The sequence below is a fragment of the Halobacterium rubrum genome (genome assembly GCF_021729015.1).
Taxonomy (GTDB): Archaea; Halobacteriota; Halobacteria; order Halobacteriales; family Halobacteriaceae; genus Halobacterium; species Halobacterium rubrum.
Window position 1 is genome coordinate 261,842 of sequence record NZ_JAJQQZ010000001.1, and the last position, 13,469, is coordinate 275,310.

Here is a 13,469-nt window from a genome sequence, read left to right on the forward strand (position 1 = left end):
CTCTAGGGCATATGCCGAAGATCAGCGTCGAAGTGCCGGCCGAGCTCCTCGGCGACCTCGACGACCACGTCGGGGAGGACGGCAAGTTCGTGAACCGCAGCGAGGCGATCCGGGCGTCGGTCCGGAAGACACTGGATATCCTCGACGACATCGACGACCGCCAGGGCCGACTCGGGGAGGGCGACGATGGCGAGTAGCCGGAGTGAGCGCCTCGCCGCCGGACAGGTGGCACTCGTCGGGCTGTTCGTCACCGCCCTCGTCACCGCCCAGCTCACGGCGTCGAAGCTCCTGCTGTTCGGCCTCCCGGTGTCGCTGCCCGTCACCGGCTCCGCGCTCGTGCTGCCGGGCGCCGCGCTCGCGTACGCCGTGACCTTTTTCGCCTCCGACTGCTACTCCGAGCTCTACGGCCGCCGGCCCGCGCAGGTGATGGTCAACGTCGGGTTCGCGATGAACTTCGTCATGCTCGCGCTCGTCTACAGCACCGTGCAGGCCCCCATCGCGCCGTTCTCCGGCGTCGGCCAGGGCGAGTTCTCCACGGTCCTGCTGTCCTCCGCGAACATCGTCGCCGGCTCGCTTCTGGCGTACGTCGTCAGCCAGAACTGGGACGTCGTCGCGTTCCACGCCATCCGCGACCGCACCGACGGTGACCACCTCTGGCTGCGCAACATCGGCTCCACCGCCACCAGTCAGGCCATCGACACCGTCATCTTCGTCACCGTCGCGTTCTGGGCGGCGCCGACGCTGTTCGGCGTCGGGCAGGCGAACAGCCTCGAACAGATTCTCACGCTGGTCGTCGGCCAGTACCTCCTCAAGCTCGCCATCGCCGTCGGCGACACGCCGTTCGTCTACGCCGTCGTCTCGGCGTTCCGCTCCCGGGGGCTCGCCGACCCGGCGCCCGCCGCCGACTGACGAGACGCGACCGCTACTCCGCCGTGTCGTCGCGTCGCTCGGCGAACCCGTAGTTCGGCTTCAGGTCCGTCACCGTCACGTCGACCGTCTCGCCTTCCTCGGCGTCGCCGACGAACAGCGTGTACCCATCGACGCGGGCGATGCCGTCGCCCTCGTCGCCCTCGTCGACCACGTCGACGCTGAGCTCGTCGCCCTCCGCGACCGGCGCGACGATGCGGTTCTTCCCGACGACGTACAGCTCCGAGGACGCGTCCCGGGAGGCGTCCGGGCTGTTGGTCGCGACGAACGCGAACTCGTCCTCGACGTCCGCGAGGAAGTCCTGAAAGTCCCGGCCGTCGAACACCTTCACGACGAAGTGGCCGCCCGCGTCCAGCAGCTCGCGGGCCGTGTCCAGCGCCTGCCGGGCGAGGTGCACCGACCGCGCGTGGTCGAGCTGGTACTCGCCGGTCATGTCCGGCGCCATGTCCGAGATGACGATGTCGGCGCTACCGTTCGCCGCCGCTCGGACGCGCTCCCGGGTCTCCTCCTCGGTCATGTCGCCGCGCACCGTGTCGAGCCCGGCGTCCGTCTCGAAGTGCGAGATGTTCTGGAAGTCGACGCCGACGACCTTCCCGCGAGCGCCGACGCGCTCGGCCGCCACCTGCAGCCAGCCGCCCGGCGCCGCCCCCAGGTCGACGACGGACGCGCCGCCGAACAGGACGTCGAACCGGTCGTCGAGCTGCTGGAGCTTGTACGCGGACCGCGACCGGTACCCCTCCTGCTTGGACTTGTTGTAGTACTTGTCTTTACCTGTCATGCGTACCTCACTAAATTCCCTGATAGGTCGCTAGTGTACGTTACCGGCGAATCCGCGCTCATGCGCGAAGAGACGCCGTCAACCCGGAAAGGCGCATCGGAAGGGTCACGCCACGCTCTCGATACCACTGCCTAGATTTTCTGGACGACCCGCTCCAACAGTGACGGCGACGCGCTCACCACGTCCAGTCAGAGCGTATTGCCGAAGAACCGGCCGGCTCGCCGAGTACCCAGACACGGATTCGCGACCCTTCTCGCAGAATGATAACTATTTTGACTCTACCTCCGGGGATGGTGTGATATGCCGATGGAACGCGTGAACGGGGCGGACATTGCGTACGACGTATCCGGTGACGGCCCGCCGCTCGTCTTCATTCACGGGATCACGCTCACCAAGGAGCTGTGGGAGCCCCAGGTGGACGCGCTCGCGTCGTCCCACACCGTTCTGCGATACGATCTCCGTGGTCACGGCGGCTCTGACGGCACGGCGACTGCTGCGTACTCCTACGACCGCCTCGCAGACGACCTCGACGCGCTTCTCGGGAGTCTCGGCATCGAAGACCCCGTCGTGTGCGGCCACTCGCTCGGCGCGGGGGTTGCAGCTGAATACGCAGCGAAGTACCCCGACGAGCTCTCCCGCCTCGTCCTCGTTGGTATGGGGGAGGCGAGCGGGTATCGAGTCGCCGCCAAACGGAAGGTCCGTAGCGTTGCCACCTCGCTCCCCGCACGCCTCCTCAGCGACGAGCGCGCGGACGCCGTTGTAGGATTCCTTATCAACCTCCTCACTGGCGGTCCAGACTTCGACCCGGAGGAGATGCCGGGCGGGCGCATCCCGGAGGCAGAAATGGAGAAATACGCCCCGCTCTTGGAGCGGGGGACGGACGACTTCCCGCTTGCCGAGATCAGCGTCCCGACCTTGATTCTGACCGGGGAGCACGAACCCGCTGACGGCTCGACGGTCGCAACGCAGATTCCGACCGCGACCTGTGAGACGGTCCCGGCTGCCGGACACGTCTCGAACTGGGACAATCCCCAAGCCTTCACCTCCGCCCTCGAGTCGTTTCTTTCGCGTGCCGAGACACCCCGGGTTTCCTGAGCAAGCTCCCGCCGGTTGTTTCTTCGAACTGGTTCCTGGGTCGGCCAGTTTCACTGCTGGAGAGTTCGGCTCACCCTCTTCCGCACCGTCCATCTCGACGAGGGGATGGCGTCACCTCAGACGACCTCCACCCCGATCAGGTCGAACAGTTCCGGGAGGACTGGCAGTCGTTCGTGGAGTCTTGCCGCTCGACGAGCTTTGAGCCGCCAGCGACTCACTTCCCTTGCGGCGGCGGCGACGTCGTGGCCACCGCGTCGACGTCCGCGAGGAATTCCCGGAGTGCCTCGTCGAACGCCTCGGGGTTGTCGATGTTGCCGGCGTGGCCTGCACCCGGAATCGTCTCCCGCCGCGCATCCGGTATCTCCTCGACGAGCGTCGCTGCGGAATCATGGTTGAAGCTGTCCGGACCGTCGCCCGTCAGGACGAGCGTTGGTACGCTCACCTCGCCGGGGGTGTCGATGGTGTCCGCGAACGATTTTCGGAGCTTGAGTTTTTCGCTGCGGTCGACTTGCCTGACAGCGTCGCGGACGTACTCCTCTTTTGTCATCCCCAACCCCCGAATGTGCGTGGGTTCGGTGTCCGAGTCCTCGATGTCGAGTCGTCGCTTCTGGAACCAGCTGAAGAGCTTGTAGGCGCGGTACGGGCCGAGGAACCGAAGGACTCCGCGGTGGATGCGATCCAGCACGCGGAGCGGCAGCGAGAGGGAAAGCGGCTCGAGTCGGACGGGGGCTTCGTAGCTGACCACTGCGGTGAGTGTCTCGGGGTGAGCGGCCGCGTAGCGGTGGGCGATGCGACCGCCCATCGAGAGGCCGACGAGGACGGGCCGGGCGACGTCGAGGGCGTCGAGGAGTGCCTCGAGGTCTGCCGTGTACGTCGCGTACGAAATGTCCGTCTGGTCGGAGCCTCCGGTCTTACCGTGGCCCCGCACGTCGTACGTGATGGCCTCGAAGTCGTCGGTCAGCGTCTCGACTTGTGGCCTCCACTGGCGGTGGTCCCAGCCGCTCCCGTGGATGAACACCAGTGGGTGCCCGTCACCGTGGCGCTCGTAGTACGTGTCGACGCCGTTCGTCTCGACCCGCGGCATACCTCGGGTCATTCAACAGGGCCACTAAATCATTGCGGGAAACCAACATGTAGCCGGACAGCAAGCACACTCGCCTCGCATGGCCCACACAGCCAAGGCCGTCGGCTCCTGTCGATACCTCTGATTCGAGTCTCCAGGACCTACGGTCCCAGTCGGCCCTGTTTGGCCTCCTCGCGCATCTCCTCTAGCGACTGCTTCAGTTCGTCGACTCGCTGATCAACGGCGTCCTCGCCGTGGTATTCGCCGAAGTTCCGGAGTGTATGCTCGATTCCGTACAGGTACGCGTCCAACTCCTCGTCCAGATCGTAGTTGACCTGCACGGTAAGGTCGTGGAGGACAACCCACCAGCCGACCGGGCCGGCCCCCGCATCCTCGTCGGGATAGGTGTCTCCTGCGGCGGGGAACGAATCGAACTCTTCGTAGGCCAGTTTCGCCATCTCGGCCGAGAGCCCTCCGATTCGCTGATTGAGAGCAGCCGTCTGCTCGCCCATCAGTGACTCAAATTCCTCGACGCTCCACTCTCGGGTCAGCTCCCAGTCGTCGAGCAATCCACTTTCGAGATGTGGTTCGAAGTACGACCGCTCCTTCTCGATGACCGTCTCCGGGTCTCCCCAGACGACGAAGCTGACCGAGTCTCGCCCGTTCGTGCCGGCCGGGGCGAAACTGACCCGCTCGCTCGATTCGTAGTCTGTCACCCGCTCCAGGGCACCCAGTACGTACTCGCGGATGAACTCCTCTACCGCCTCGGTCTCGCCCACCTCGAACCGGTACTGACCGACCTTCGACATTTTGGAATGTTGGAAATACTGTATGATAATAAAATTGTCTTTTACTGCGTTTACAGACGTGTCTCGAAACCGCCGATGCGTCTCGATGTCGCCAATAAATCACTCACCGTGGGGTGGAACAGAGCGTCGCGCCTCGGTCTCCTGCACGAACTCGCGTACGGCACTCGTGAACGCCTCCGGGTTCTGGATGTGTGAGTTGTGGCCCGCGTCCGGGATCTCGTTGATCGTGACGTCCGACACGCGATCGCGATAGACGGGTATATGGTTTCGAATGAGTGGCTCCGTCTCGCCGTACAAGACGAGGGTCGGCACGGTGATGTTCTCGAGGCGAACCGGCGCGTTCCGGTAGTCATCGGCAGCATCCATGATTTTCTCGTATTCGCCGGACTCCAGTTCCACGTCTTCCTCGCGCAGCTCGTCGGCTGCAGCTTCGACCTCCTCGGCCTCGCCGCTATCGCCGATTTTCTCGGATACCCACCACATCACCGACTGAACCCGATCATAGCCGATGAGTCCTGTCAGTTTCGTCATCGCGGGATAGATGCCATCCATCAGGATAGCTTCCTTCAGCGATTGCGACTCTGGAGTGGGCGCTCCCGCGACGATGAGCGCCGAGAGTTCGTCTGGATACCGGGCAGCGTAGGTGAGGGCGGTCATTCCGCCCATTGAGAGCCCGCAAACGCACGGCGACTCCAGTTCGAGCGCATCGATGAGTGCGCGGAGGTCGTCGGCGTACAGGTCGATCGTGTACCGGGGGAGGTCTGAGTCGCCGGTTCGGCCGTGGCCACGCATGTCGTAGGTGATCACCTCGTAGTCGTCGCTGAGCGCGGCGACTTGGTTGCCCCAGAGCTGGTGGTCGCTGGTCGCCCCGTGCACCAACACGAGTGGCTGTCCGTCACCCTCCCGCTCGTAGTAGGTCTGGATACCGTTCGTTTCGATGAATGGCATACGCGAGTTTTCATTATTGATTTACGACTAATATAAATTATCAAACCTAATTGTCGGTGAACCTGTCTCGGTGGCGGCCAGTACCGGCCACATCACCACCGACTCCGCCATGATAGCGCCATCCCAGTCCGTTGGTAACTTCCGCCTGTTTTGCCCGCGACAGCCCTGCACTCCTCCATCTCGTACACCGACACCTCGTGTAGCGGGACGCAGGGCGCGTTCACGTGGCGGCCCGCGCTCCGGTTTCAGGCGTCGACCTGACCCGTGAACTCGTGGGGGCCGTTACTGGTATGACTTGCTGCGGGCCGTCCCTGAACTCGCGACCCTCGCTGATTCTCTGACCGCTGGGCGGCTAGTTGACCAGCCACGAGATCACCGCCCCGCTCGCAGAAGTCCGATACGTGCAGCCGGCGGCATCCGTCAGGAGCGTGTTCCGGTTGAACGGGCTGAACACATGGCCGTACATTGTCGGCTTGGGGTCGCCGTTTAGTGGCTCCCTGGCTCCGGCGTGAAATGAAACTGTTAAAATTACTCCGTAGAGCACGTGAGATGTATCTTTTGGCACTCTGACCACAAGAAACACCCCTCCTCTTGACATCTTAAACGGCGACCGGAACCACCATTGAAGAACACGAAAGGGAGTGTGACGCCGCCTCACCGGCGGCGAATAGCTCCACCTGACACCATACGTGACGGGAGTGCCGGTCTGGCACCGGCGTCTAGTAGCTACGAGATACAATCCAATAATCCCTGGCCGCTACTCACCGGCCATTCACTGGAATATTGCCTGCTCAATGTGGATCAGGCAAAGCCGTCTATCATGTTCTATGGGTTGCAGGACTCCTTTCCCGTCATCGATCCTGCGCATACTCATATAGACCGTATAGGGCGTAACCCCGTCGAAGGAGACCCCCCGCTCGAGAAAGTCTTACTGCACTTCCAGCGTGATGGTCGCACGTGGGTCCTCAGCGAGAGTCTCTTCCCTCCCTTCCGGCGGGCTGTGCGGAACTCAGCCGGACGACCAGCGCGAACAGTAATCAGGTTCTCGACGCACACCTCGACGCGATTCCGGCACTGGACCGGGCGGCCCGGTCGACGCTCGAGGCGGTCGCGACCGGTGGCCGTGACACGACCGAGTCGACCGGCCTCGGCGTCCCGGACCTGCTGCGCAGGCGCCCCGACGGCAGTCACGCGTTACATCCACGCGTGCTGCAGGTACTTCCAGCAGACGCCGTCGACCCCACGCTGACGCGCGTGGCGGACACCATCACGGAGCGCATCCGCTACGCGGCGTACCAGTATCCCGACCACCTTCTGGAAGCCCGCACCGGGGCCCGGGACGGGTCGGTCTGCCCGAGCGCCTACCACATCAACGTGCTCGACGCCGCTCGCGACCTCCGGGCGAACAACATCCTGACCTCGGTGCGACGTCCAGGCGGTCGAGAACAGCGTGGTCGCGATAGCGGACAGTCTTGTTCCGCGCGTCGTACTTGACGACGCCGGCGTCCGCCAGTTGCGGGAGCACCACGTGGTGGAGTCGAATCGCGAGGGCGTCCGCGTCGACGTCCTCCGCCGTGCGGAGCTCGCCGGCGAGCGCCTCCAGTGAGGTCTCCTCGGTCGTCGAATACTGAATGTGGGACAGCACGCGGCGCCGAAGCGGGTCGGCGAGGAGGGCGTAGTGGTCGGTCGGCACCTCGGGGGTGAGGGACTGGTGGTGTGACATGGTTGGGGTCTCCGGTCGTCGTCGGGCGAACTGGCATGCGGCCGTGCCACGATACGTGCGGGTGCGAGTGCGGTAACTCGCGTGTCATCCGCCGTGGTGTGTGGGCGGCCTCTGTCACCGTAGCTGACAGATAGTCAGACTCACGTCAGACATAATAAATGTATCTCTCGGTTGTATCGCCGATGTATATGCTCCGGCCGCTGGCCCTGCTGGCGGGTGCCACCAGTACTGGTCGGCGACAGCCCGAACGACGGCCCCGGAATCCCTGCAGACATCCGGGAGCAGGTGTTCGAGGCGCGGTACTCGACCGAGGCCGGGGGCACTGGCCTCGGCCTCGCCACCGTCGAAGATGCCGCCGATGCCCACGACTGCCCCATCTCGCTCACCAACAGTGCTGCGGGCGGCGCGCGGTTCGAGATCACTGGCGTCGACCTCCGTGATTGATCGCACCCGGTCGAAGTGGTCGCGGGCCTCTGCGACGCCGGTGGCGTTGGTGACGGAGAAAGCGCTCTGTTCGCGTTCGAGGAACGTGGCCACCAGCTCTGCGAAGCTTGGTTCGTCGTCCTCGTGGAGGACGTGGATGTTACCACCGCGAGATGGAGGGCGCTCATTGGGAACCCCCGCCGCTGACGGGGGTAAGCCTTTCTCCCTGTCCGTTCCTCGGAAGCGACGCCTGCCCGGGTTGGTCGACTAGTTGAGTCCCGGGGAATGATTTATCTGTTACATGTTGGCTAATCGTTGCCATGCCGACAGTCGAGACGAACGGCATCGAGACCTTCTACCACGACTACGGGAGCGGTCATCCCCTTGTGGTGCTGCACGGCGCGATGGCGACCCATCAGGGGTGGGCCCAGCAGCTCCAGACGCTCGCAGACGAGTACCGGGTGCTCCCGTATGATCTCCGCGGGCACGGGAAGACGGGTGGGTCAGACCGGGACAGCTACACGGTCGAGACGTACGCGGACGACCTCGCGGCCTTCATCGACGCGCTGGATCTCGACCAGCCGGCCGTCCTCGGCCACTCGCTCGGCGGGATGGTCGGCTACGCGTTTGCTGACGGATATCCCGAGAAACTCTCTGCCCTGATTACGGTCGGTTCGGCAACCCCAGAAACGTTTTCCGCGCGGGAGTGGATCTTCAGAACCGCCGTCAGCCGCCTTCTGTTCCCTGCTATGGGAAACGAACGGGTTATGAACGCAGTTGTCCGGGCGCAGACGGCGCTCCTCGGCGACGAATCGACGGTAGATATGGACGAACTGGAGCAACTTCGGGAGGCCCACGACTGTACCGTGCCAGAGCTATCGACGACCGAACGCTCGAAAGTCCTGCACGCCGCCAAGGACTACTACACATCGAGCTGGTCGTGGCAGTTGTTCGGTCTGCCTGTCCTGATGCTGTACGGCGAGAACGAGCCGTTCATCGAGCCCCACGCCGGCTTCCTCGAGGCGGAACTCGAGGACTGCCGGACTGCGGAGATTCCGGAAGGGAGCCACAACGCCCACGTCGACAATCCGGAGTTCATTCGCACGAAGCTACGGGAGTTTCTCGGCGAGGTAAACGCCGACCGAGAGAGGGCGGCTACGAGGTAGTAACACAATAGACCGAGATGGTTAGTTGCAGACCGGGTAGTCACCTTATCGGACAATGCCGTTGGCGACGGCGGTGGCGTCTGGTCAGGTCTCGAAGGTGGACTGGCACACCGAAATCATGCGGGTGAGGTACTCGGCCTTGTTCTCCGTCTTCACAACACCGTGGCCCTCGTCTTCGAAGAGAACGTACTCGTGTGGGATCCCGCGCTCGTCAAGTGAGGACACGAGTTGTTCGGCCTCACTCTGGGGGACTCGCGGATCGTTGCCGCCCTGGATAACGAGCAGTGGGACGTCAATCTCGTCGACGTGCGTTATCGGCGACCGCTCTTCGTACAACTCCGGGACTTCCTCCGGTGTTCCGCCCATCAGCATCCGGAGTAAGTCGCCGAGATACCCACGTGAGTTCTCGACTGCTGTCTCCCAGTTGACGATGCCGACTGCACTGGTACCGGTGTCGAACGCGTCCGTCGTCGAGACAGCCATCAGCGTCAGATAACCACCGTAGGAACCACCAAACACGCCGACATGTGAGTGGCCCCGTTCGCGCAGATAGTCCGCGCCCGCGACGATATCGTCCACGTCGCCGCCGCCCAGATCGCCCATGTTCGCCGTTCTAAAGTCCCGTCCATAGCCGATGCTTCCTCGATAGTCCGGCGCGAGTACCTCGAAGCCAGCCTGTACGAGCGTCTGTGTGGGGGGCGTGAGATTGTTGTACGCCTGCGCTGGCGGCCCACCGTGTATATAGACGATGGCGCCGATGGGCTCCCTGTCAGGTGTGTAGAGGCGGGCAGCGATCTCCTCGCCGTCCGCGGACTCGTAGGTCACGTGCTCTGGGGAGGTCGTCGGGAACTCGACGGGACTCTCGACGACGACCGGCTCCCCGTCGCGTTTGAGATCGCCGACCTCGGTCGGACTGTGATTGATGTAGTAGACGCCGTCTTCGGTCGCCTCCTTATACTGGTGATAGCCGGTTGATTCGACCGTTTCAGCGTCGCCCTCGTGGAGACGACGAATCTGCCAGTCCCCGTGCCGGGATTCGTCGAAGACGATGTCGCCATCGGGCGTCCATTGGGGATTGTACTTGTCCTGTTCGTTCACGAAGTGGAGGTCGTACTCACCCGACACATCGGCGATGGCGAGTTCCCGGTAGCCGGTCTCGTGGTTCGTCGTGAAGACGATCCCGTTCTCCGACCACGCGTCGCGTCCGCTGTGCCGATTGTTCATCGCGAGTGACTGTTCCGAGTCGGGTTCATCGAGCAACACCTCGTCAGTCATCGCTTCGGGATCGACGAGTCGGAGGGCGGTCTCGTGGCCCGAACCCGACTGGTAGACGATTGCATCGCCGTCCGGCGCCCACGCGTACGCCCAGACTGGGTCGTCGGTCTCGGAGTGTTTCGTCACGTCACCTGCTTCGACGTCGATCGTGTACAGGTCGATGGAACGGTCGCGGGTGGAGAGGAAGGCTAACTGGTTGGAGTCTACCGGGTTCTGTTGTGGATTCTGATTCTGGAACTCGTCGTCGAGAATCGGCGTGACGCTTCCAGTCTCCGGATCCACTTCCACGAGGTCGTACGCCTCGGTGCCGCCGACATCCCGGTGAGCGACGAGCGCCTCTCTTCCCTCGAGCCACTGTGGGTAGGTGATGTCACCATCGGTCTCGGTGAGCCGGTTGTCCGGCGTACACAGTTCGTATTCGCCACCCCGGTATGCCGCGAAGACGACCGTACCGTCCGGCCGACGCGTCGCCCCCTTAATACCATGTGCCTCAGAAATCTGTGCCACGTACTCTCCCACATCAATTGACATCTATGCTCGGGATGTCTCCCACCGCGAAAACTTCTATCTTTTGACTTAATGTGTGGTCGACAATTTCCGGGCTGTACTCTCCAATGCGAGTAATAATGGCGCCACAGACACCGTCAGAGGGGGAATCGTATAATTCGGATCGGGTGGAGAACAGGGCTCCTCAGACGGTCACGAGATAAGTTCGTTTCTGAGGCCGATTTCTTACAGGGTCTTGGCATCGTCCTCTACAAACTCTTCCCTCAACGAACCGGTGAGCAGGTAGTAGGTACAACAGACCGAGAGAAGTAGTTGTAGTAGTGGTCCTTCCCGTTACCCATGATGTCCGTAGCGAGGGCGCCAGAACGGAAAGTTTCGTCGTTCGGCGGGACGCGAGCGCGGCTCGCTCGACTCGCCCGGTCGCTGGCCGCGACGGGAACGCTTGAGGCGCTGGCGTTCCACCCGTCTGTATGCGAACTGACGACGGCGGTTTCCGCGCCGAGGCGGTCGACGCGCTGGCGGCCCGCGAGTACGGCCGCGCCGGCGACGCGTACGTTCGGGCCGGCTGGCGTGTGCTGTCCGCGCCCCGCAGCGAACAGGACGTGTCGCCGTTCGGCGCCGACGGGAAGGGCTGGGTGGGGGAAGGCCTGGCGCATCTCGCGGCGAGCACGGCCGCCTACCGGGTGGCCGGCGCGCCGGCCCGCGCCACCGATCGGGCCGTCGAGGGCGTCGCTGTCGCCCGTGACCTCCGCCGTTCGTACGCCGACCGGCACCCCGCACGGGCGGCGTGTTTCGACGAGTTCGTCGCGGACTTCCGTGCGGTCGGTGGACTGGACGGCGTCGCCGACGCCTACGAGACGGCGGCCGACGCCTACCGCGAGGCCGCCGCGTCGGTGGATTCGCCGCAGGTGCTGGCGACGACGCCACTGTTCGAGGCTGGGGCGGCGCTCGTCCAGCAGCTCGCTCGGGGGCAGGCGGACGGCGAAATCGCGGTGTCGTGGTCGGACCTCCACGGCGCCGACCCCGGCGACCCGGGCGCGTTCCTCGCACACCGCGCGACGTACAAGCGCCAGCGGCTCCCGGGGCTGGTCGACGCAGCCGTCGAGGACGGCTATCTCGCGGCGCCCCGGGGGACGACGGAGTACGCCACCGACCACCACGAGTGTCCGGCGTGTGGCTCCCGGCACGTCAACTGGGTCTGCGACAGCACGCTGTGTCTGGTCTGTTCGCGGCCGACGGAACCGACGGACGGCTAGTCGAGGCGGTCAGCCGAGGAACTGGCGTTCGCGGGCGCCGCGCCGTATCGCCGACCGCAGCGCGTCGTCGTCGCCGCGCTGGAAGGCGTCGATGGCGTCGCCGGTTGCGGCCCGGTGCTCGTCGTTCGGCGCCACGTCCACGCGGTCGACGGTCGCCGCGAGGTCGTCGCCGTCGAGGTCCAGCACCTCCGTACACCGGGGGTCGAAGTACCGCGCGGCGTCCCGCAGGTGGTCGAAGTACGCGGGGAACGCCTCGCGGACGAACGCCGCGTCGTCGTCGGTGAGGGCGTGTGCGCCCAGCAGCGTCGGCGGGCAGCCGACCGCGTACAGCGACGCCGTGTAGCCGATTGCCCGGGGGAGTGCGTTCTCTCCGACCTCCCGCGAGTAGCCGAACAGGCCGACGTGGAGCTTGCGGGCGCGGCGGTCCGGCACGAACGACGACAGCCGGTTCACGGTCGGCGCGATGGCGTCCACCTGGTCGGCGTACGCGTCGGCGGTGCGGTCGACGACGGCCAGCGCGCGGTCCTCGTCGATGGGCTCCGGGGACGCGCCGAGGTCGGCGTCTCGCAGTGCCTCGACGCCGTCCCGGACCGTCTCCACCGGATGGTCGTACTTGAACGCCGACTGCACGGTGAACGTCTCCACCTCGCCGTACGCGTCGGCGGTCTCGGCCGCGCGTTCGGGGGTAAGGTTCCCGCGGAACGGCGCCGAGCCGGCGCCGAGAATCGGGTGGACGTCGACCCCGGTCTCGTCGCTCATCTCGTAGAGGCGCTGGAGCGCCACCTTGTTGATGAGGTCGGCGGCCAGACAGCCGTAGTTCAGCGCAGGGTCCGAGCGGGCGAGGAACACACGGACGGCGTCCCGGTCCTGCGCGGTCGCGTACTCGGCGACGATGTCGTCGGCCGACAGCATCGCCTCCCGCTGCTCGATGAGCGGGATGACGGCGACGGATTCGGGCTCGAAGCCACCGACCCAGTCCTCGACGGTGCGGCCGTCCCAGACCTCCATGCTGGCCTTCCCGGTGACGAACCGCTCGTAGTACTCGTGGACGGCGTTGAGCTGGTCGGCACTGGTCACCATCGGCACGATGACCTCGTGGATGGGCGCGACGACATCGACGCCGTACCCGTCGGCGAACTGCGCCGCGGCGTCGAACGACCGCGGGACGCTCTCCAGGATCTCGAGGAGGATCTTCGCCTCCGACTCCTCGAGGTCCGGGTTCGGGCCGCGGACGGTCAGCCGGACGTCCTCGCCCAGCCGCCGGTCCGCGAAGAACTCGTCGTACCGGGACAGCAGCTTCTTTACCGCGTACTCGTCGCCCTCCTTCCCCTCGAAGTCCCACATCTGCTCGTCGCAGCCGAGGTGCGAGTACACGTAGTAGGCCTCCTGTATCTCGTCCTCGCCCTCGATGACGTCACCCGCAGTGAAAAACGGGAGCGTGGCGTTGTCCGGGTGCTGGGTGCTCATCACGCGTGGTACGTCCGCCATGCACCACGGTA

13 protein-coding genes are annotated in these 13,469 nt (G+C 64.7%); 6 read left to right on the plus strand and 7 right to left on the minus strand.

Annotated features, from left to right (window positions below):
- Positions 1–11: 11 nt before the first annotated feature.
- Positions 12–197: a ribbon-helix-helix domain-containing protein gene (locus LT971_RS01355; protein WP_237005052.1), complete on the plus strand. Its 186-nt coding sequence runs from the start codon at positions 12–14 to the stop codon at positions 195–197.
- Positions 187–909 (plus strand): queuosine precursor transporter, encoded by a 723-nt coding sequence (locus tag LT971_RS01360; RefSeq protein WP_237005053.1) that lies wholly within the window; start codon positions 187–189, stop codon positions 907–909. Before LT971_RS01355 ends, LT971_RS01360 begins: the two co-directional genes overlap by 11 nt.
- A 13-nt stretch (positions 910–922) precedes the next feature.
- Here LT971_RS01360 and LT971_RS01365 read toward each other — a convergent pair whose 3' ends face one another.
- Positions 923–1,705 carry a 23S rRNA (uridine(2552)-2'-O)-methyltransferase gene (locus LT971_RS01365; RefSeq protein WP_237005054.1) on the minus strand — a complete coding sequence of 261 codons (783 nt, stop codon included), beginning with the start codon at positions 1,703–1,705 and terminating at the stop codon, positions 923–925.
- 300 nt (positions 1,706–2,005) lie between these two features.
- On the opposite strand from LT971_RS01365, the gene LT971_RS01370 reads away from it, so the two are divergent.
- Positions 2,006–2,800 carry an alpha/beta fold hydrolase gene (locus LT971_RS01370; RefSeq protein WP_237005055.1) on the plus strand — a complete coding sequence of 265 codons (795 nt, stop codon included), beginning with the start codon at positions 2,006–2,008 and terminating at the stop codon, positions 2,798–2,800.
- Between the two features lie 214 nt (positions 2,801–3,014).
- On the opposite strand, the gene LT971_RS01375 is transcribed toward LT971_RS01370, so the two are convergent.
- From LT971_RS01375 to LT971_RS01390, 4 genes are all read right to left on the minus strand, one after another.
- Entirely contained in the window at positions 3,015–3,884 is an 870-nt protein-coding gene (locus tag LT971_RS01375; protein ID WP_237005056.1) for an alpha/beta fold hydrolase, read from the minus strand.
- Positions 3,885–4,024: 140 nt separating this feature from the next.
- The gene (locus LT971_RS01380; protein WP_237005057.1) at positions 4,025–4,672 is read right to left on the minus strand and encodes a hypothetical protein; all 648 of its coding nucleotides are present in this window, start codon (positions 4,670–4,672) and stop codon (positions 4,025–4,027) included.
- A gap of 99 nt (positions 4,673–4,771) precedes the next feature.
- A complete protein-coding gene (locus LT971_RS01385; RefSeq protein WP_237005058.1) occupies positions 4,772–5,620 on the minus strand; it encodes an alpha/beta fold hydrolase in 849 nt (282 codons plus the stop codon).
- 1,369 nt (positions 5,621–6,989) lie between these two features.
- On the minus strand, positions 6,990–7,343 hold the full coding sequence (locus LT971_RS01390; RefSeq protein WP_237005059.1) for a DUF7344 domain-containing protein: 354 nt from the start codon (positions 7,341–7,343) through the stop codon (positions 6,990–6,992).
- Between the two features lie 216 nt (positions 7,344–7,559).
- Between LT971_RS01390 and LT971_RS01395 the strand changes: the two genes are divergently transcribed.
- A complete protein-coding gene (locus tag LT971_RS01395; RefSeq protein ID WP_237005060.1) occupies positions 7,560–7,787 on the plus strand; it encodes an ATP-binding protein in 228 nt (75 codons plus the stop codon).
- Between the two features lie 299 nt (positions 7,788–8,086).
- On the plus strand, positions 8,087–8,932 hold the full coding sequence (locus LT971_RS01400; RefSeq protein ID WP_237005061.1) for an alpha/beta fold hydrolase: 846 nt from the start codon (positions 8,087–8,089) through the stop codon (positions 8,930–8,932).
- An 84-nt stretch (positions 8,933–9,016) separates the two neighbouring features.
- On the opposite strand, the gene LT971_RS01405 is transcribed toward LT971_RS01400, so the two are convergent.
- The gene (locus LT971_RS01405) at positions 9,017–10,738 is read right to left on the minus strand and encodes a S9 family peptidase (RefSeq protein WP_237005062.1); all 1,722 of its coding nucleotides are present in this window, start codon (positions 10,736–10,738) and stop codon (positions 9,017–9,019) included.
- 446 nt (positions 10,739–11,184) lie between these two features.
- Between LT971_RS01405 and LT971_RS01410 the strand changes: the two genes are divergently transcribed.
- A complete protein-coding gene (locus LT971_RS01410) occupies positions 11,185–11,970 on the plus strand; it encodes a hypothetical protein (RefSeq protein WP_237005063.1) in 786 nt (261 codons plus the stop codon).
- A 9-nt stretch (positions 11,971–11,979) separates the two neighbouring features.
- On the opposite strand, the gene ppcA is transcribed toward LT971_RS01410, so the two are convergent.
- Entirely contained in the window at positions 11,980–13,458 is a 1,479-nt protein-coding gene (gene ppcA, locus LT971_RS01415; protein ID WP_237005064.1) for a phosphoenolpyruvate carboxylase, read from the minus strand.
- Positions 13,459–13,469 lie beyond the last annotated feature (11 nt).

What these genes read in the sequence shown, in the direction of transcription:
- LT971_RS01355 (WP_237005052.1), top strand. Translation starts at nt 12, where the DNA reads ATGCCGAAGATCAGCGTCGAAGTGCCGGCCGAGCTCCTCGGCGACCTC.
- LT971_RS01360 (WP_237005053.1), top strand. Translation starts at nt 187, where the DNA reads ATGGCGAGTAGCCGGAGTGAGCGCCTCGCCGCCGGACAGGTGGCACTC.
- LT971_RS01365 (WP_237005054.1), bottom strand. Translation starts at nt 1,705, where the DNA reads ATGACAGGTAAAGACAAGTACTACAACAAGTCCAAGCAGGAGGGGTAC.
- LT971_RS01370 (WP_237005055.1), top strand. Translation starts at nt 2,006, where the DNA reads ATGCCGATGGAACGCGTGAACGGGGCGGACATTGCGTACGACGTATCC.
- LT971_RS01375 (WP_237005056.1), bottom strand. Translation starts at nt 3,884, where the DNA reads ATGCCGCGGGTCGAGACGAACGGCGTCGACACGTACTACGAGCGCCAC.
- LT971_RS01380 (WP_237005057.1), bottom strand. Translation starts at nt 4,672, where the DNA reads ATGTCGAAGGTCGGTCAGTACCGGTTCGAGGTGGGCGAGACCGAGGCG.
- LT971_RS01385 (WP_237005058.1), bottom strand. Translation starts at nt 5,620, where the DNA reads ATGCCATTCATCGAAACGAACGGTATCCAGACCTACTACGAGCGGGAG.
- LT971_RS01390 (WP_237005059.1), bottom strand. Translation starts at nt 7,343, where the DNA reads ATGTCACACCACCAGTCCCTCACCCCCGAGGTGCCGACCGACCACTAC.
- LT971_RS01400 (WP_237005061.1), top strand. Translation starts at nt 8,087, where the DNA reads ATGCCGACAGTCGAGACGAACGGCATCGAGACCTTCTACCACGACTAC.
- LT971_RS01405 (WP_237005062.1), bottom strand. Translation starts at nt 10,738, where the DNA reads ATGTCAATTGATGTGGGAGAGTACGTGGCACAGATTTCTGAGGCACAT.
- LT971_RS01410 (WP_237005063.1), top strand. Translation starts at nt 11,185, where the DNA reads ATGCGAACTGACGACGGCGGTTTCCGCGCCGAGGCGGTCGACGCGCTG.
- ppcA (WP_237005064.1), bottom strand. Translation starts at nt 13,458, where the DNA reads ATGGCGGACGTACCACGCGTGATGAGCACCCAGCACCCGGACAACGCC.